The sequence below is a fragment of the Streptomyces sp. NRRL B-1140 genome, assembly GCF_001280065.1.
GTDB lineage: Bacteria > Actinomycetota > Actinomycetes > Streptomycetales > Streptomycetaceae > Streptomyces.
In genome coordinates this window covers 90,090-108,301 of the sequence record NZ_LGEA01000100.1, presented here as the reverse complement: position 1 = coordinate 108,301, position 18,212 = coordinate 90,090, and the positions used below count along the sequence as shown (strand labels likewise).

14 protein-coding genes are annotated in these 18,212 nt (G+C 69.3%); 10 read left to right on the top strand and 4 right to left on the bottom strand.

All coding sequences use genetic code 11. The annotated features are described in order from the left end of the window. Nucleotides 1–376 precede the first annotated feature (376 nt). Together ADK65_RS20150 and ADK65_RS20145 are read left to right on the top strand one after the other, a co-directional pair. Nucleotides 377–1,492 (top strand): hypothetical protein, encoded by a 1,116-nt coding sequence (locus ADK65_RS20150; RefSeq protein WP_078956062.1) that lies wholly within the window; start codon nt 377–379, stop codon nt 1,490–1,492. Beyond that, nucleotides 1,489–2,484 (top strand): phosphotransferase, encoded by a 996-nt coding sequence (locus ADK65_RS20145; protein WP_053671706.1) that lies wholly within the window; start codon nt 1,489–1,491, stop codon nt 2,482–2,484. The genes ADK65_RS20150 and ADK65_RS20145 overlap by 4 nt, the downstream gene beginning before the upstream one ends. On the opposite strand, the gene ADK65_RS20140 is transcribed toward ADK65_RS20145, so the two are convergent. Genes ADK65_RS20140 through ADK65_RS20125 form a run of 4 tightly spaced genes read right to left on the bottom strand, consistent with a single transcriptional unit; the run spans nt 2,459 to nt 6,375 of the window. After that, nucleotides 2,459–3,235, bottom strand: a complete 777-nt coding sequence (locus ADK65_RS20140; protein ID WP_053671705.1) for a succinate dehydrogenase/fumarate reductase iron-sulfur subunit — start codon at nt 3,233–3,235, stop codon at nt 2,459–2,461. The two genes, ADK65_RS20145 and ADK65_RS20140, sit on opposite strands and share 26 nt — an antisense overlap. Next, entirely contained in the window at nt 3,232–5,172 is a 1,941-nt protein-coding gene (locus ADK65_RS20135; protein WP_053671704.1) for a fumarate reductase/succinate dehydrogenase flavoprotein subunit, read from the bottom strand. Before ADK65_RS20135 ends, ADK65_RS20140 begins: the two co-directional genes overlap by 4 nt. Before the next feature lie 18 nt (nt 5,173–5,190). Next, nucleotides 5,191–6,027 (bottom strand): hypothetical protein, encoded by an 837-nt coding sequence (locus ADK65_RS20130; RefSeq protein WP_053671703.1) that lies wholly within the window; start codon nt 6,025–6,027, stop codon nt 5,191–5,193. A 57-nt stretch (nt 6,028–6,084) separates the two neighbouring features. Continuing rightward, the gene (locus ADK65_RS20125; protein ID WP_053671702.1) at nt 6,085–6,375 is read right to left on the bottom strand and encodes a hypothetical protein; all 291 of its coding nucleotides are present in this window, start codon (nt 6,373–6,375) and stop codon (nt 6,085–6,087) included. Between the two features lie 288 nt (nt 6,376–6,663). Between ADK65_RS20125 and ADK65_RS20120 the strand changes: the two genes are divergently transcribed. The 8 genes from ADK65_RS20120 (at nt 6,664) to ADK65_RS20085 (ending at nt 18,134) form a co-directional block, all read left to right on the top strand. After that, on the top strand, nt 6,664–8,811 hold the full coding sequence (locus tag ADK65_RS20120; RefSeq protein WP_053671701.1) for an ABC transporter family substrate-binding protein: 2,148 nt from the start codon (nt 6,664–6,666) through the stop codon (nt 8,809–8,811). Between the two features lie 122 nt (nt 8,812–8,933). Then, nucleotides 8,934–9,578, top strand: coding sequence for a hypothetical protein (locus ADK65_RS20115; protein WP_159038807.1), 645 nt, complete (start codon nt 8,934–8,936; stop codon nt 9,576–9,578). 153 nt (nt 9,579–9,731) lie between these two features. Beyond that, on the top strand, nt 9,732–11,639 hold the full coding sequence (typA, locus tag ADK65_RS20110; protein WP_053671699.1) for a translational GTPase TypA: 1,908 nt from the start codon (nt 9,732–9,734) through the stop codon (nt 11,637–11,639). 607 nt (nt 11,640–12,246) lie between these two features. After that, nucleotides 12,247–13,887: a peptide ABC transporter substrate-binding protein gene (locus ADK65_RS20105; RefSeq protein WP_053671698.1), complete on the top strand. Its 1,641-nt coding sequence runs from the start codon at nt 12,247–12,249 to the stop codon at nt 13,885–13,887. A 148-nt stretch (nt 13,888–14,035) separates the two neighbouring features. Further along, entirely contained in the window at nt 14,036–14,962 is a 927-nt protein-coding gene (locus ADK65_RS20100) for an ABC transporter permease (RefSeq protein WP_053671697.1), read from the top strand. Then, nucleotides 14,955–15,923, top strand: a complete 969-nt coding sequence (locus ADK65_RS20095) for an ABC transporter permease (protein WP_053671696.1) — start codon at nt 14,955–14,957, stop codon at nt 15,921–15,923. Before ADK65_RS20100 ends, ADK65_RS20095 begins: the two co-directional genes overlap by 8 nt. Nucleotides 15,924–15,934: 11 nt before the next feature. After that, nucleotides 15,935–16,993, top strand: coding sequence for an ABC transporter ATP-binding protein (locus ADK65_RS20090; protein WP_053671695.1), 1,059 nt, complete (start codon nt 15,935–15,937; stop codon nt 16,991–16,993). Then, the gene (locus tag ADK65_RS20085) at nt 16,986–18,134 is read left to right on the top strand and encodes an ABC transporter ATP-binding protein (RefSeq protein ID WP_053671694.1); all 1,149 of its coding nucleotides are present in this window, start codon (nt 16,986–16,988) and stop codon (nt 18,132–18,134) included. The genes ADK65_RS20090 and ADK65_RS20085 overlap by 8 nt, the downstream gene beginning before the upstream one ends. The last annotated feature ends 78 nt before the right edge of the window (nt 18,135–18,212 follow it).

Sequence of the window (18,212 nt, the reverse complement as noted above, 5' to 3'; positions counted from 1 at the left end):
GTCGTAATACGCCGACAGGCCCTGGAACCGGGAGTGGATGTCGCCGCCGGCGTCCCGGACATGACCCGCGTCCTTCTTCAGGTCCGCGTAATCCGTCTCCAGCTGCTCCAGATTCCCGGTGAACTGCGGGATCTTCTCCGGCTGGATCACTGCTCTCCCACCCCCGTGTCTCCGTCACCATCAGCTCGGCAAGTTCCCCCGAGCCTTGGCAAGTTGGATCATCATATAAATGAGGTGAGGCTGGTTGGGGAGCCCGTCACGGAATCCCTACAGGTGAGGGCTCGCCGGCCGAGGGGATCGCTCGTCCACCGCAACCGAACGTCAGTGCTGATCGTCCTCCCCGGCAACACCAACCACATCACCGGGGAGAGACGGTATGGAACGCACGGAGGGCACTTTCCCGAGCGAAGCCGCAGCCGCCGAGGACGAGGAGGCCGTCCCTGGGGTCCCCGACTCTGCCCCGGCACCCGACCGCCCTCGACGCACCAGGCGCCGACGCTGGATCAGACGCACGGCCATCGGCCTCCCTTTTATCCTCCTGCTCCCGCTCCTCTCCGCCCTGACAGCCCTCCGGATCAACTACACGGGCGACCTCGCCGACGGCACCCGCACCCGCGACCGCGACGCCCTCTGGCTCGGCCACGCCTGGGTCGACGGCCGCAAGAAGGACTCCGACGTCACCGCCCTCGCCCGCCGCCTGCGAGGCACCGGCATCCGCGACCTGTACGTCCACTCCGGCCCGCTGGAGCACGACGGGACACTCCCGAAGTCGGTGTACCCGAAGGCCCGTTGGTTCATCGAAGCCGTCAACGACAAGATCCCCGGCGTCCGCGTCCAGGCGTTCCTCGGCGATGTCCTCGCCACCGAGACGCCCGACGGCATGCGTCTGGAGGAGCCGGAGACCCGCGCCGCGGTCGTCCGCTCAGCCCGCCAGGTCCTGGACACCGGTTACGAGGGCGTCCACCTGGACCTGGAGCCCCTGCACTCCGGCGACCGCGACTACCTCACCCTCCTCGACGCCCTGCGCCGCGAGACCCGCTCCCGGGACGCGCAACTGTCCGTCGCCGCCCACCAGATCGACCCGCTCCCGGCCTTCCACACCGTCTGGGGCGGCATCACGGGCCACCCCAAGTGGTGGTCGCAGGAGTTCTTCGGGCAGGTCGCCCGCCGCGTCGACCAGATCGCCATGATGTCGTACGACACGATGCAGCCCCTGCAGAGCACCTACGGCGGTTACGTCGCCCAGCAGACCTCCCTCGCCCTGGAGGTCACCCCGCCCTCCACCGACCTGCTGATGGGGCTGCCCTTCTTCCACGAGAACCGCTTCGGGCACTGGAACCACGCCGAAACCGTCCCCGCCGCCGTGCGAGGCGTCCGGCTCGGCCTGTCCCGCACGGACGCCGACCGGGCCAACTTCGGTGTCGCGCTGTACATCGACTTCGCCGCGACGGAGGCGGACTGGCGTTCCTACAAGGAAGACTGGGTGCGGTGACGACGCCCAGACGCCCCCTCACCACCGCCGACCTCGCCCCCCTCGCCCGTGCCGCCCTGGGCCGGTCCCGCGCGCTCACCGGCGTGGAACGCCTGCGCGGCGGCACCAAGAAGGGCGTCTACCGCCTCACCCTCGACGACGACTCCACCGCCGTCGCCTACGTCTGGTCCGCCGACGAGGACTACTGGGATCAGCCGGACCCCGATCCCCGGGACGTCTTCTCGCACGGCACGGGCCTCGGCCTGTTCACGGCGGCCCACGACCGGCTCACCGCCGCCGGTGTCCGCACCCCCCGCCTTCGGTACGCCGACTCCACGCACACGCACCTGCCCGCAGACGCGGCCGTCGTCGAGGACCTCACGGGAGGCAGCCTGGAGGACGCCCTGACCCGCGACCCGGAGCACGCCCCGCGAGCCATGGAGCGGACTGCCGAACTGGTCGCCACCCTGCACAGCCACACCGGTCCCCGGTTCGGGAAGGTCGCCGTCGTCGACCAGGGTGGTTCCTCGTACGGCGTTTCCTGCGAGCAGCGCGTCACCGAAGGAGCCCTGCGTGCCGTGGCCGAAGCCGCCGCACGCGACCCCCGCGCCGCCGCCGCACGCCGGGAGCTGGAGGCGGAGATCCACACCCTGGCCGCCGAGGTCCGTCCCCGCGACAGCCACACCCTCGTGCACGGCGAACTCGGGGCTGACCACATCCTGCTCACGCCCGACGGACATCCGGCGCTCATCGACATCGAGGGCCTGATGTACTTCGACGCGGAGCACGAACACGTCTTCCTGCGGCTCCGCTTCGGCCCCCACTACGACGCCCTGCGCGCCCCCGGCCTGGACGAGGCGCGCCTGCGTCTGTACCGCCTGGCGATGCACATCGGCCTGGTCTCGGGCCCGCTGACCCTCATCGAGGGCGACTTCCCGCACCCGGAACGGATGCGGGAGATCGCCGAACACAACCTCCACCAGGCCCTCAGCCTGCTGAAGAGCGCCTCCTGATCTTCGAGCCCAGCCACACCAGCGGGTCGTACTTGCGGTCGACCGCCCGCTCCTTCAGGGGGATCAGCGCGTTGTCCGTGATCTTGATGCCCTCCGGGCACACCTCCGTGCAGCACTTGGTGATGTTGCAGTAGCCGAGGCCGTGTTCGTCCTGGGCGGTGGTCTTGCGGTCCAGGCCCGACTCCGCCGCCGCGTCCAGCGGGTGCATGTCCAGCTCCGCCACCCGCATCAGGAAACGCGGCCCGGCGAACGCCTGCTTGTTCTCCTCGTGGTCGCGCACCACATGGCAGGTGTCCTGGCACAGGAAGCACTCGATGCACTTGCGGAACTCCTGCGAGCGGTCCACGTCCTCCTGCATCATGCGGTACTCGCCGGGAGCCACACCGGCCGGCGGGACGAACGCCGGGACCTCCCTCGCCTTGGTGTAGTTGAAGCCGACGTCGGTGACCAGGTCGCGGACGACCGGGAACGCCCGCAGCGGCGTCACCGTGATCGTCTCCTCACGGCCGAACACCGACATGCGCGTCATGCACAGCAGCCGCGGCCGGCCGTTGATCTCCGCCGAGCAGGAACCGCACTTGCCCGCCTTGCAGTTCCAGCGCACGGCGAGGTCGGGAGCCTGGGTGGCCTGGAGGCGGTGGATGATGTCGAGCACCACCTCGCCGTCGTTGACCTCGACCTCGAAGTCCTCCAGGCCGCCGCCTCCCACGTCCCCGCGCCACACCTTGAAGTGGGCCGTGTAGCCGCTCATTCGTAGAGCTCCTCTTCGGAGAGGTACTTGACCAGCTCCTCCTTGTCGAACAGGGCGAGCAGGTCGGCACGGACGGGTTCGGTGGTCTCGCGGGTGAGGGCGATCTGGCCGCGGACCGGGTCCGTCGCCGCCAGCCCGCCCGTCGGGTCGGTGAGCGCGCACAGCAGGTTGATCCGCCGCCACGCGCGGTCCATCGACGGGTGGTCCTCGCGGGTGTGCCCGCCGCGCGACTCGGTGCGCTCCAGCGCTGCCCGCGCCACACACTCGCTGACCAGCAGCATGTTCCTGAGGTCCAGCGCGAGGTGCCAGCCGGGGTTGAACTGCCGGTGCCCCTCCACCCCGGCCCGGCGGGCCCGCAGCCGCAGCTCGGCCAGCTTCTGCAGGGCCTGCTCCATCTCCGGCTCCCGGCGGATGATGCCGACCAGGTCGTTCATCGTCTGCTGGAGCTCCTGGTGCAGGGTGTACGGGTTCTCCGGCGGGCCGCCCGCCGGTTCCTCGGTCTCCGCCTCGGCTGAGAAGGGGCGCAGGGCCTCCGCCGCCGCCGAGTCGATCTGTCCGTCGTCCACGACGGGCCGCGCCCCGGCGAGGCCGGCCGCGTACTCGGCCGCGTGCCGGCCCGCCCGGCGGCCGAACACCAGCAGGTCGGACAGGGAGTTGCCGCCGAGCCGGTTGGAGCCGTGCATGCCGCCGGCCACCTCACCGGCCGCGTACAGCCCGGGCACCCCGCGCGCGGCCGCCGTGTCGGACTCGACCGCGACCCCGCCCATCACGTAGTGGCAGGTGGGACCGACCTCCATCGCCTCCGCCGTGATGTCGACGTCCGCCAGCTCCTTGAACTGGTGGTACATCGACGGCAGCCGGCGCCTGATGGTCTCGGCGGGCATCCGCGTCGACACGTCCAGGAACACGCCCCCGTGCGGCGAGCCGCGCCCCTCCTTCACCTCGGCGTTGATCGCCCGCGCGACCTCGTCACGGGGGAGCAGTTCGGGCGGGCGCCGGTTGTGGTCCGGGTCGTCGTACCAGCGGTCGCCCTCCTCCTCCGTCTCGGCGTACTTGTCCTTGAAGACGTCGGGGATGTAGTCGAACATGAACCGCTTGCCGTCGGAGTTGCGCAGCACCCCGCCGTCGCCGCGCACCGACTCGGTGACGAGGATGCCCTTCACCGACGGCGGCCAGACCATGCCGGTCGGGTGGAACTGCACGAACTCCATGTTCAGCAGGGGAGCGCCCGCGAGCAGGGCCAGGGCGTGGCCGTCGCCGGTGTACTCCCAGGAGTTCGACGTCACCTTGAAGGACTTGCCGATGCCGCCGGTGGCGATCACCACGGACGGTGCCTCCAGCACGAAGAAGCGGCCCGACTCGCGTTCGTAGGCGAAGACCCCGGAGACCCGGCCGTCCTCCTTGAGCACGCGCGTGACCGTGCACTCCTGGAAGACCTTCAGCCGGGACTCGTAGTCGCCGGTCTCCTTGTGGTCCTCCTGCTGGAGGGAGACGATTTTCTGCTGGAGGGTGCGGATCAGCTCCAGGCCGGTACGGTCACCGACGTGCGCGAGGCGCGGGTACTCGTGGCCGCCGAAGTTGCGCTGGGAGATCCGGCCGTCCTTCGTACGGTCGAAGAGCGCGCCCCAGGTCTCCAGCTCCCAGACCCGCTGCGGCGCCTCCTGGGCGTGCAGCTCGGCCATCCGCCACTGGTTGAGGAACTTGCCGCCGCGCATGGTGTCTCGGAAGTGGACCTGCCAGTTGTCACCGCTGTTGACGTTGGCCATCGCCGCGGCGATGCCGCCCTCGGCCATCACCGTGTGCGCCTTGCCGAACAGCGACTTGCAGATCACGGCCGTACGGGCGCCCCGCTCCCGGGCCTCGATGGCGGCGCGCAGGCCCGCGCCGCCCGCGCCCACCACGACGACGTCCCACTCCTGCCGGTCGACCACGGACATCGATAAGGCTCCATCCCTCTAGAAGAAGCGCGGATCGTCGAAGGCACCGGACGCGACCAGGTAGACGTAGAAGTCGGCGAGCGCCACGCTCACCAGCGACGCCCAGGCGAGCTGCATGTGCCGGGCGTTGAGCTTCCCCGCCCACTGCCACATCCGGTAGCGCACCGGATGTCTGGAGAAGTGCTTGAGCTTGCCGCCGACGATGTGCCGGCAGGAGTGGCAGGAGATCGTGTACGCCCAGATCAGCACGATGTTGACCAGGAACACGAGGGTGCCGAGCCCCATGTGGCCCCAGGCGTAGCTCTCGTCGCGGAAGGCGAGCACGGTGTCGTAGGTCAGGATTCCGGCGACCACGAGCGCGGCGTAGAAGAAGTACCGGTGGATGTTCTGCAGGATCAGCGGGAAGCGGGTCTCGCCGGTGTACCTCTTGTGGGGCTCGGCCACCGCGCAGGCCGGCGGGGACGCCCAGAAGCCCCGGTAGTAGGCCTTGCGGTAGTAGTAGCAGGTCAGGCGGAAGCCGAGCGGGAAGATCAGGATGATGATGGCGGGCGAGATGCCCCACCAGCTTCCGAAGATCTCCCAGTTCGGGCCGCCCCGCATGGTCTCGCAGTTCTCCGCCAGGCAGGGGGAGTAGAAGGGCGAGACGTACGGCGCCGCGTAGTAGTCGGTGTTCGCGAAGGCCCGCCAGGTCGAGTACACGATGAAGGCGAGCAGGCCGGCGGCGGTGCCGGCCGGGGCCAGCCACCAGCGGTCGGTGCGCAGGTGCGGGGCGGCGATCGCGGCCCGCGCGCCGCCCCGGACACCGCCGCTCTCAGGTCTGGGTTCGGTGGCAGGGGGTTCCGTACCAGTGGCCACGTGACGACTCCGGTCGGGTTCGGGGGAGATGCCGGTCGGGCTCGACTCCTCCCCGGATCAGGGAGCGCGCCGGTCCCGGGCGCCGAGCCCCTCGTCGTCCGAGTCGCTCCACAGGGCGGAGTCGTACGGCGTGTCCGAGATGGTGACCAGCTCGGGACGGGTCGGCGCGGCCGGTGACGCGGCGGCGTCGCGCAGGAGAGCGACGCTCTCGCGCAGGTGGTTCGCGTCGGCACGGACGCGGCGCATCTCCAGACCGCCGGTGCCGAGCTGCTTCTCCAGGCGTCCCAGCGACCGGAACACCTCGTCGAGGCTGCGCTGGACTGACATCAGTTCGTCGTGAACGGACATGACTTGCCCTCACTTCCGCGGGTCCTTCATGGCCCAAGGCGGCAACGCTCATGCGCCTGCGAGTGTTGCGCGTCACACCTTGTGCTGTGAAGGGATGTGCATCGATTGGCCGAGGCGTACGGGTGCACTGCGCGGTGCGTTGCGCCGCACGGGTGACTTCCCGTCCGTGGCCGCCGTGTCGCCCTGTGTTGCCGAACCCTTTCCTCTTCAGTGGCCGCATACATCAGATGAACGCCAAATACCGCCAAAAGTGATCGTAACGCCCGCGGCTTCCCGGAGGTAGCACAGATGTCCCAGCACGGCGTCGGCCCGCGCGCGGTCATGCGCTCGGTCGCCTTCCTCACCGCGGGAGTGCTCGCGGTGCCCGCGCTCGCCGGATGCGGCTCCGACGACCCGTCCGGCAAGCCGCTCGCCGGGCAGGACATCCAGCCCGCACCCCGCGACCGGATCACCGACGGGGGCACCCTGCGCTGGGCGGTCGACTCCGTGCCCGACACGCTGAACACCTTCCAGTCGGACGCCGACGCCACCACCGCCCGCGTCGCCCAGGCCGTCCTGCCGTCGATGTTCCGCATGGACGCCTCCGGACGCCCGGAGCGCAACCCCGACTACCTGGAGTCCGCCGAGGTCGTCGACACCGAGCCCAAGCAGGTCGTCCTGTACAAGCTCAACCAGCAGGCCGTCTGGAGCGACGGCCGGGAGATCGGCGCCGCCGACTTCGCCGCCCAGTGGCGCGCCCTGTCCGGCAAGAACACCGCCTACTGGACCGCGCGCAACGCCGGCTACGACCGCATCCAGAAGGTCGAGCGCGGCGACAACGCCCTGGAGGTCCGGGTCACCTTCAGCCGCCCCTACGCCGACTGGCGCTCGCTGTTCTCCCCGCTGTACCCGAAGGACGTCATGGGCACCCCGGACTCCTTCAACGACGGGGCCCGCAAGAAGCTCAAGGTCACCGCCGGACCCTTCACGGTGAAGAAGGTCGACCGCAAGGACGAGACGATCACCCTCGCCCGCAGCCCGCGCTGGTGGGGCAAGCCGGCCAAGCTCTCCGAGATCGTGCTGCGCACCGTCCCGCGCGACAAGCGGGCCGCCGAGCTGGCCGCGGGCGAGCTCGACCTGGCCGAGATCGATCCCACGGCGGCCCGCCGCATCACCGTCGCCGCCCGCCCCCAGGGCTCCGCGAGCGCCCTGATGGGCCCCGGCGCGGACCGGTCCGCCGCGGACTCCCTCGAGTCCTGGGCCCGCGCCAACGGCTCCGACGAGGACGCCGCCGACGAGGAGATCACCGCCCGCAAGAAGCTGCGCAAGGCGGCCGCCACGTACGCCCGGCAGCAGCAGGCCCTCAGCGGCTTCGAGGTCCGCAAGTCCCTGGAGCCCGCCTACACCCAGCTCGCCCTGAACGGCGCCGAGGGCCCGCTCACCGACGAGCGCGTCCGCAGGGCCGTCGCCCGCGCCCTGGACCGCAAGGAACTCGCCCGGGTCGTCCTGAGGCCCCTCGGTCTGCCCGCCGTCCCGGTCGGCAGCCACCTGGCCCTGTCCGGCCAGGCCGCCTACGCGGACAACAGCGGCGCCCTCGGCGGCCAGGACACCAAGGAGGCCCAGGCCCTGCTCGCGGACGCCGGGTGGGTGCGCGGCGGCCCGGTCGAGGAGGAGAAGAAGAAGGAGAAGGCGGCCGGACCCGAGGGCGACAAGGCCGACGGCACCGGCGAGGACGACAAGGCGCGGCGGGGACCGGACCCCGCCGAGCACCTCGCCCGGGACGGCAAGCAGCACGCCCCCGGGCACCAGGGTGGCGCGCCCGGGGCGTACGCCCCGGAGGGCACGGCCGCCCCGGCGAACCAGGAGGCCGCCCCGCTCGCGAAGAACGGCAAGCCCCTGACTCTCCGCTTCGTGCTGCCCTCCGGCCCCGGCTCCCAGACACTGCGCACGGTCGCGGACCGCGTCTCCCGCATGCTGGGGCGCGTCGGCATCACCACCGAGATCTCCAAGGTCTCCGACGAGTCCTACTTCAAGGACCACATCGCCTCCGGCCAGTACGACCTCGCCCTGTACTCCTGGCCCGCCACGGCGTTCCCCGCCACCGACGCCCGCCCCGTCTACGCCAAGCCCGTCCCGGCCGCCGACGGCTCGCTGAACGTCGAGCAGAACTACACCCGGGTCGGCACCGACCAGGTCGACCAGCTCTTCGACGAGGCCGTGGCCACGCTCGACGAGGGCGAGTCCAACTCCCTGCTCCGCAAGGCCGACTCCCGGATCTGGGCGGCGGCCGGCTCGATCCCCCTCTTCCAGCGCCCCCAGCTCCTGGCGGCCCGCAAGAACCTGGTCAACACCGGCGCGTTCGGCTTCGGCACGCCGGTCTACGAGGACATGGGCTTCCTGAAGAAGGGCGCGAAGCCGGCGGCGGGGCCGTCGGTGAAGGGCTCGACCGCCCCGTAGCTCTGGGAACGCTCAAACGCCTTGCCGCCCCCGCCCGGCGCCCGCACCATGAGACCAGCAGTGATCATGGTGCGGGCGCCGGGCGTCCGTGCGCGGGGGACGGGGGCGGGCGGATGCACGGCATGGTGGGACGGGCCTGCAGGGCAGGGCTGGTCGTCGGGGTGCTGGTGGCGGGGGTGGGGGCGTGTACGGGGAGCGCGGGTGGCGGCAACGAGGCCGACCAGGGCCGTAAGCCGGACAGACGCGTCGCGACGGCCTGCGCGAACGGCACCTTCACCTGGTCCCACCTCACCGAGCGGGACCGCCTGACCGGCGTCTCCGGCCCCGAGCGGCTCAGGAAGGGCAGCGGCACCCTGCAGAACCCGATGCGGCGGGTGTACACCCCCAGCCCCTCGGTACGCGCCGACGGACCGGCCCCCTCCGCCGCGGAGATCCTCTTCTCCCTCGGCAAGAAGATCGGCGAGATCGACTCCGACGCGCGCACCCTGGCGGAGGCGGGCGGCGACACCTGGTCGTTCACCGACGTCCGGCAACCGGCCCCGAGGCTCGACGAGGAGCGCATCAGGCCCGGTGCGCCGGGAAGGTTCGTCCAGTACGCGGGTGTGCGGGAAGTGACGGCCGACTTCCGCTACACCTGCCCGGACGGCCGGACCGTCTCCGGCCGGGCCCGGAACTGGACGATCGACATCACCGGCCTGACCGACTGTGGCGAGCGCCCCGACTCGGCTCTGGCCAGGGAGGTCGCCCGGACCGCCTGCTCCGCGTAGCTCCAGGGCCTGACCTGCACTGACGGAGCCCGGCTAACCTCTGCGCCCGCAGCCCCGTACCATGGGGTGAGGCCGTGGCATGTTGAGCCCGGCAGGGCCCGCGCACCACCGACGTACGCGCAGGGCATTCACTACTCCGGGAGTAAGCCTTTTATGGCCACGCGCCACGACATCCGCAACGTCGCCATCGTCGCCCACGTCGACCACGGCAAGACCACCATCGTCGACGGCATGCTGAAGCAGGCCGGCGCCTTCGCCGCGCACCAGCTCGACTCGGTCGACGACCGCATGATGGACTCGAACGACCTGGAGCGTGAGAAGGGCATCACGATCCTGGCCAAGAACACGGCGGTGAAGTACCACCCGAAGGACGGGGGGGACGTCATCACCATCAACATCATCGACACCCCCGGCCACGCCGACTTCGGTGGCGAGGTCGAGCGCGGTCTGTCGATGGTCGACGGCGTCGTCCTGCTCGTGGACGCCTCCGAGGGCCCGCTCCCGCAGACCCGCTTCGTGCTGCGCAAGGCGCTCCAGCAGCGCCTGCCCGTCATCCTGTGCATCAACAAGACGGACCGCCCGGACTCCCGGATCGACGAGGTCGTCAACGAGACCTACGACCTCTTCCTCGACCTGGACGCCGACGAGGAGCAGATCGAGTTCCCGATCGTCTACGCCTGCGGCCGCGACGGCATCGCCTCGCTGACCAAGCCGGACAACGGCACGGTCCCGTCCGACTCCACCAGCCTGGAGCCGTTCTTCTCCACGATCCTGGAGCACATCCCGGCCCCGACCTACGACGAGGACGCCCCGCTCCAGGCGCACGTCACCAACCTGGACGCCGACAACTTCCTCGGCCGCATCGCGCTGCTCCGCGTCGAGCAGGGCGAGCTGCGCAAGGGCCAGACGGTCGCGTGGATGAAGCGCGACGGGTCCGTCAGCAACGTCCGCATCTCCGAGCTGATGATGACCGAGGCGCTCACCCGCAAGCCGGCCGAGATGGCCGGCCCCGGTGACATCTGTGCCGTCGCCGGTATCCCGGACATCATGATCGGCGAGACCCTGGCCGACCCGGAGAACCCGGTCGCACTGCCGCTGATCACGGTCGACGAGCCCGCGATCTCCATGGTCATCGGCACCAACACCTCCCCGCTGGTCGGCCGTGGCGCCACCGGCAAGGGCGCCGACAACAAGGCGGCCGTCAAGGACCGCAAGGTCACCGCCCGCCAGGTCAAGGACCGCCTCGACCGCGAGCTGATCGGTAACGTCAGCCTCCGGGTGCTGGACACCGACCGGCCGGACGCCTGGGAGGTGCAGGGCCGCGGTGAGCTGGCGCTGGCCATCCTGGTCGAGACCATGCGCCGGGAAGGGTTCGAGTTGACGATCGGCAAGCCGCAGGTCGTCACCAAGGAGGTCGACGGCAAGACCTACGAGCCCGTCGAGCGCATGACGATCGACGTGCCCGAGGAGCACATGGGCGCCGTCACGCAGCTCATGGGCGTCCGCAAGGGCCGCATGGACAACATGTCCAACCACGGCTCCGGCTGGGTCCGCATGGAGTTCGTCGTGCCCTCGCGCGGCCTCATCGGCTTCCGGACCGAGTTCCTGACCCAGACTCGCGGCACCGGTATCGGCCACTCCATCCACGAGGGCTTCGAGCCCTGGTTCGGCCCCCTCCAGACCCGGAACAACGGCTCCCTGGTCGCCGACCGCGCCGGTGCGGTCACCGCGTTCGCGATGACCAACCTCCAGGAGCGCGGCGTGCTGTTCACCGAGCCGGGCACCGAGGTGTACGAGGGCATGATCGTCGGCGAGAACTCCCGCTCCGACGACATGGACGTCAACATCACCAAGGAGAAGAAGCTCACCAACATGCGGTCGTCCACGGCCGACGTGACCGAGTCGATCGTCCCGCCGCGCAAGCTGTCGCTGGAGCAGTCCCTGGAGTTCTGCCGCGACGACGAGTGCGTCGAGGTCACCCCGGAGGCCGTGCGCATCCGCAAGGTGAACCTGGACGCCCGCGAGCGCGCCCGCGCCGCGAGCCGCGCCAAGCACGGCTGACGCCCGCCGCTGCGACGACGACACCGGGCACCCCGCGAGGCGGGGTGCCCGGTGCTGTTGTCTGAAGGAGGGGCACGCGAAGGCAAGGGTAGGGAAAACCCTCGACTTGCCCGCGACGGCCGTCCGGAGCGGTTCTCTCCCACTACCCTGCTCCGGAAGCGCCACGCGCCCCCGGCCTCGGGGATCGCGCAACGGCCTTGCCGCACAAGCTACTTGAGCGCGCGACAGACACCGAGGGAACCCTGCACGGATTCCACGGTACGCCGCAAGCGGTTTATCTCACTCTCGCGTCCGGAATGCGGACAGTCGGCACCGATAGATGTGTAACAAGTCCGTTTCGCAGGGATCTTTCACCAAACCCTTTGTCCGGATTTTGGAAGATGTATACGCGAGCTGTGATCGAACCGAGACCTCGAGGGTGTGGTTCGGTCTCGGTGTTTGGCAGATAGTTAGGCGCGTAGAGCTCGGATGTACGGGTCAGTAGCCGGCAGCGGCGCGACTCACGAGCGCGGGGGCACTCGACGAATTCCGGCACCGGCGACGGGCGGGGGCCGTGATGTGTCGTGTGCTCCCTTCGCGGTGAACCAATGACTTCTAGGAGGAACCCATGCGCGGTGCCAAGAGCGCCAAGTGGGTCGCGGGGGCGATAGTCGTCGCCCTGGCCGCCACTGCCTGCGGCGGCGGCGACGACAGTGCCGGCGACGACATGAACAAGGGGAAGGCCGACCCGAACGGCATCGTCACTGCGCAGCTGAGCGAACCTCAGAACCCGCTGCAGCCGGCCAACGCCAAGGAGAGCCAGGGCAGCCGCGTGCTGCGCACGATCTTCGCCGGCCTGGTCGACTACGAGCCCGGCACCGGCAAGCTCGAGTACGTCAACGCCGAGTCGGTCACGCCGAACGACGACTCGTCCGAGTGGACCGTCAAGCTCAAGCCGGGCTGGAAGTTCCACGACGGCACGCCGGTCACCGCGAAGTCCTACGTGGACTCCTGGAACTGGTCCGCCAACATCAAGAACAACCAGACCAACTCCAGCTGGTTCGCGGACATCGTCGGCTTCGAGGACGTGCACCCGGAGAAGGGTGACCCGAAGAGCGACAAGATGTCGGGTCTGAAGGTCGTCGACGACAACACCTTCACGATCAAGCTCACGCAGCCGGTCTCGTACTTCGCGTACAAGCTGGGCTACGACGTGTGGGCGCCGCTGCCCGAGGCCTTCTTCAAGGACCCGAAGGGCTTCGGCGAGAAGCCGGTCGGCAACGGCCCGTACAAGTTCGTGTCCTGGGAGCACAACAAGCTCATCAAGGTCCGCAAGTTCGCGGGCTACAAGGGCCCGAACGCCGCCAAGAACGGCGGTATCGACTTCAAGAACTACACGACCGCCGACGCCGCGTACTCGGACCTGCGTTCCAACAACGTGGACTGGATCGAGCAGGTCCCGACCACGGCGCTGACGAACTACAAGTCGGACCTCGGCGACCGCGCCATCGACCAGCCGTACTCGGCCGTCCAGTCGATCGTCCCGGCGTTCTACACCAAGCAGTTCAAGGACATCGACCCCAAGGTCATCCAGGGTCTGTCCATGGCGATCGACCGCGCGACGATCACCAAGACCGTCCTCCAGGGCACGCGTACCCCGGCCGACTCCTACGTCGCCCCGGGCGTCCTCGGCTACAAGAAGGGCGCGCTCGGCGACATCGTCAAGTTCGACCCGGCCCAGGCCAAGAAGCTCATCCAGGAGGGTGGCGGCGTCCCGGGCAACAAGATCCAGATCCAGTACAACGCCGACCAGGACCACAAGCCCTGGGTCGACGCGGTCTGCAACTCGATCCGCAAGTCCACCGGCGTGGAGTGCACGGGCGACCCGAAGCCGACCTTCCAGGCCGACCTCGACGCCCGCGACAAGGATCAGGTCAAGTCCATGTACCGCGGTGGCTGGGTGCTCGACTACCCGGTCAACTCGAACTTCATGCGCGACCTGTACGGCTCCACGGCGGCCGGCAACACCAGCGGTTACTCCAACAAGGAGTTCGACAAGCTGAGCTCCGAGGCGGACAAGGCCGGCTCGATCGACGAGACCGTGGCCAAGTACCAGGAGGCGGAGCAGCTCCTCGCCAAGGACATGCCGGCGATCCCGCTCTGGTTCTACAAGGTCAACAGTGGTCAGTCCACGCACATCCTGGGCAAGATCAAGTACGGCCAGGACGGTGACCCGATCTTCGACCAGATCCAGGTCAAGCAGAAGTAAGTAGACGACCGCAGACCGGTGCCGCCTCTCCCGGAGAAAGGGGAGCGGCGGCACCGGTCCGTAGGCACAGGCCTCCACCTCACCCCTCAACCTGCGGTGCAGATGAGTGCGCAGGCCTCGCCGACCCCTCACGGCATGGAGGCGCAAGATGGGGCGCTACGCCGCCAGGCGACTGCTCCAGATGATCCCGATCTTCATCGGGACAACTCTGTTGATCTTCCTGATGGTCCACATCCTGCCGGGCGACCCGGTCCGGGCCATCTACGGGGACAAGGCTCCCGATCCCGCACAGATCGCGCAGATCAAGCGCGAGTACGGCTTCGACAAGCCCGTCCTCGAGCAGTACTTCCACTACATGCTGAATCTCCTCAAGGGAGACTTCGGCAACAACCTCGCCGGACGCCCGGTCATCGACCTCATGAGCGAGGCCTTCCCGGTGACCCTGCGGCTGACGCTGCTGGCCATCACCATCGAGATCATCATCGGTGTCGGCCTGGGCGCGTGGGCCGGTCTGCGGGCCGGTAAGGCCGCCGACACCGGCGTGCTGGTCTTCACCCTGACGGTGATCTCCATCCCGGTGTTCGTGCTGGGCTTCATCGCCCGCTTCATCTTCGCCGACGAACTCGGCTGGCTGCCGCCCAACGTCCAGGACTCCACGGACTACTCGCAGTTGTTCCTGCCCGCGTTCGTCCTCGCCATGCTCTCCATGGCGTACGTGGCGCGGCTGACCCGGACGACCTTCGCCGAGAACCTGCGGGCCGACTACATGCGCACCGCGCTGGCCAAGGGCCTGCCCCGGCGCCGCATCATCGGGGTCCACCTGCTGCGCAATTCGCTGATCCCCGTGGTCACCTTCGTCGGCACCGACGTCGGCGGCTTCATCGGCGGCGCGGTCATCACCGAGGGCATCTTCAACATCCAGGGTGTCGGCAACCTCCTCTACCGGGCGATCCAGACGAGCGAGGGCTCCACGGTCACGGGTGTGGTGACGGTCCTCGTCCTCGTCATCCTCCTGATCAACCTGCTCATCGACCTGCTGTACGCGGTCCTGGACCCGAGGATCCGGTATGCCTGACGTGACCAAGGCCCAGACCACCGACGCCGCGACCGTGGACGCCGTGGCCCCGCCGGCCGTCGACGCTCCCGGCAAGCAGAGCGCGCAGAAGAGCGACAAGCCCCGCTCCCTGTGGGGCGACGCCTGGTACGACCTGCGGCACCGGCCCATGTTCTGGATCTCCTCGGTGCTGCTGGTCCTGCTGCTGGTGATCGCCGCGTTCCCCGGCTGGTTCACCAGCGTCGACCCGCGCGACGGCGACCTCGTCCACCACTACCTGGGCAAGCCGGAGCTGGGTCACTTCTTCCAGCCCGACTGGTTCGGTTACGACCAGCAGGGCCGCTCGATCTACTCGCGCGTCATCCACGGCACCCGCGCCTCGATCCTCGTCGGCGTCTGCGTCACCGCGGCCGTCACCCTGATCGGCGGTCTGCTCGGCATGCTGGCGGGCTACTTCGGCGGCTGGGTCGACTCGGTGATCTCCCGGGTCGTCGACATCTTCTTCGGCCTGCCGTTCCTGCTCGGCACCATGGTCGTCCTGAACGCCTTCACCGAGCGCAAGGTGTACGTCGTCATCCTGGCCCTGGCCTTCCTCGGCTGGACCTCGATCGCGCGGGTCATGCGCAGCTCCGTCATCACGGCGAAGCAGGCGGACTATGTGACGGCGGCCCGGGCGCTGGGCGCCGGCACCCCGCGGATCCTGTTCCGCCACGTGATGCCGAACGCCGTCGCGCCCACCATCGTCGTGGCCACGATCGCCCTCGGCGGTTACATCTCCGCGGAGGCGACCCTGTCGTTCCTGGGCCTCGGCCTCAGCGACCCGACGATCTCGTGGGGCATCGACATCTCCGAGGGCAGCAAGGTGATCCGGGACAACCCGCACACGCTGCTGTTCCCGGCGGGCATGCTCAGCCTCACCGTCTTCGCGTTCATCATGCTCGGCGACGCGGTGCGCGACGCCCTCGACCCGAAGCTGCGCTGAGGAGGGCGTACGTGACCACCATCGACAAGACCCGGAACGTCCCCGAGCCGCGCGGCGCGGCCGACGGCGACGTTCCCCTGCTCGAAGTGCGCGACCTGCACGTCGAGTTCCACACCCGTGACGGTGTGGCCAAGGCCGTCAACGGCGTCAACTACACCGTGAACTCCGGCGAGACCCTCGCCGTGCTCGGTGAGTCCGGTTCCGGCAAGTCCGTGACCGCGCAGGCGATCATGGGCATCCTCGACATGCCGCCCGGGCGGATCCCCCAGGGCCAGATCCTGTACCGGGGCGAGGACATGCTCACCATGTCCGGCGACGCCCGGCGCAAGATCCGCGGCCGGAAGATCGCCATGATCTTCCAGGACGCGCTGTCCGCGCTGAACCCGGTGCTCTCCGTCGGCTACCAGCTCGGCGAGATGTTCCGCGTCCACCAGGGCCTGAGCAAGAAGGACGCCAAGGCCAAGGCCATCGAGCTGATGGACCGCGTGAAGATCCCGGCCGCGAAGGAGCGCGTCGGCGACTACCCGCACCAGTTCTCCGGCGGTATGCGCCAGCGCATCATGATCGCGATGGCGCTCGCCCTGGAGCCGGACCTGATCATCGCCGACGAGCCGACCACGGCCCTCGACGTGACGGTCCAGGCCCAGGTGATGGACCTGCTCGCGGAGCTGCAGCGCGAGTACAACATGGGCCTCATCCTCATCACCCACGACCTCGGCGTCGTCGCCGACGTCGCGGACAAGATCGCGGTGATGTACGCGGGCCGGATCGTGGAGACCGCGCCCGTGCACGAGCTGTACAAGCGGCCCGCGCACCCCTACACCAAGGGTCTGCTCGAATCGATCCCGCGCCTGGACCAGAAGGGCCAGGACCTGTACGCGATCAAGGGCCTGCCGCCCAACCTGACGCGCATCCCGTCGGGCTGTGCCTTCAACCCGCGCTGCCCGATGGCGCAGGACATCTGCCGTACGGACGTCCCGCCGCTGCTCCCGGTCACCGAGCGGGACGGCGGCGAGCTGGCCGGCCGCGGCAGCGCGTGCCACTTCTGGAAGGAGACGATCCATGGCTGAGCTGGACAAGACGGACGAGTCCATGGACGCCACCCCCAACGTCACCGAGGTCGAGACGGTGGAGGCCGCGACCGACGAGGAGGCCGTCGCCGCCATCGAGGCGCCGGTCGAACGCGGTGAGCCGATCCTGCAGGTGCGCAACCTGGTCAAGCACTTCCCGCTGACCCAGGGCATCCTGTTCAAGCGTCAGATCGGTGCGGTCAAGGCCGTCGACGGGGTCTCCTTCGACCTCTACCAGGGCGAGACCCTCGGGATCGTGGGCGAGTCCGGCTGTGGCAAGTCCACCGTCGCCAAGCTCCTGATGATGCTGGAGAAGGCGACCGCGGGCGAGATCTTCTACAAGGGCCAGGACATCACCAAGCTGTCCGGGCGTGCGCTGAAGGCGGTCCGCCGGAACATCCAGATGGTGTTCCAGGACCCGTACACCTCGCTCAACCCCCGTATGACGGTGGGCGACATCATCGGGGAGACCTTCGAGATCCACCCCGAGGTGGCGCCGAAGGGCGACCGCCGCCGCAAGGTCCAGGACCTCCTGGACGTCGTCGGCCTCAACCCCGAGTACATCAACCGCTACCCGCACCAGTTCTCGGGCGGTCAGCGCCAGCGCATCGGCATCGCCCGCGGCCTCGCGCTCAACCCCGAGATCATCATCTGCGACGAGCCGGTCTCCGCGCTGGACGTGTCCGTCCAGGCCCAGGTCATCAACCTGATGGAGAAGCTGCAGAACGAGTTCAACCTCTCGTATCTCTTCATCGCGCACGACCTGTCGATCGTCCGGCACATCTCGGACCGCGTGGGTGTGATGTACCTCGGCAAGATGGCCGAGATCGGCTCGGACACGGAGATCTACGACCACCCGACGCACCCCTACACCCAGGCGCTGCTGTCGGCCGTCCCGGTCCCCGACCCGGAGTCCCGTGAGGGCCGCGAGCGGATCATCCTCACCGGCGACGTCCCGTCCCCGGCCAACCCGCCCTCGGGCTGCCGCTTCCGCACCCGCTGCTGGAAGGCGCAGGACAAGTGCGCCCAGGAGGTCCCCCTCCTGGCGATCCCCGAGCGCTTCCAGGGCGCGGACACCCCGGCGGCCCACGAGTCCGCCTGCCACTTCGCGGAGGAGAAGGACGTGGTCCACGCGGCCTGACCGCGCCACCTCGTTTCCCGGTATCCCCAGGGGTGCCGGGAAACGCTGCTGTCCGGGCCGGGCTCCCGCACCGCGAGC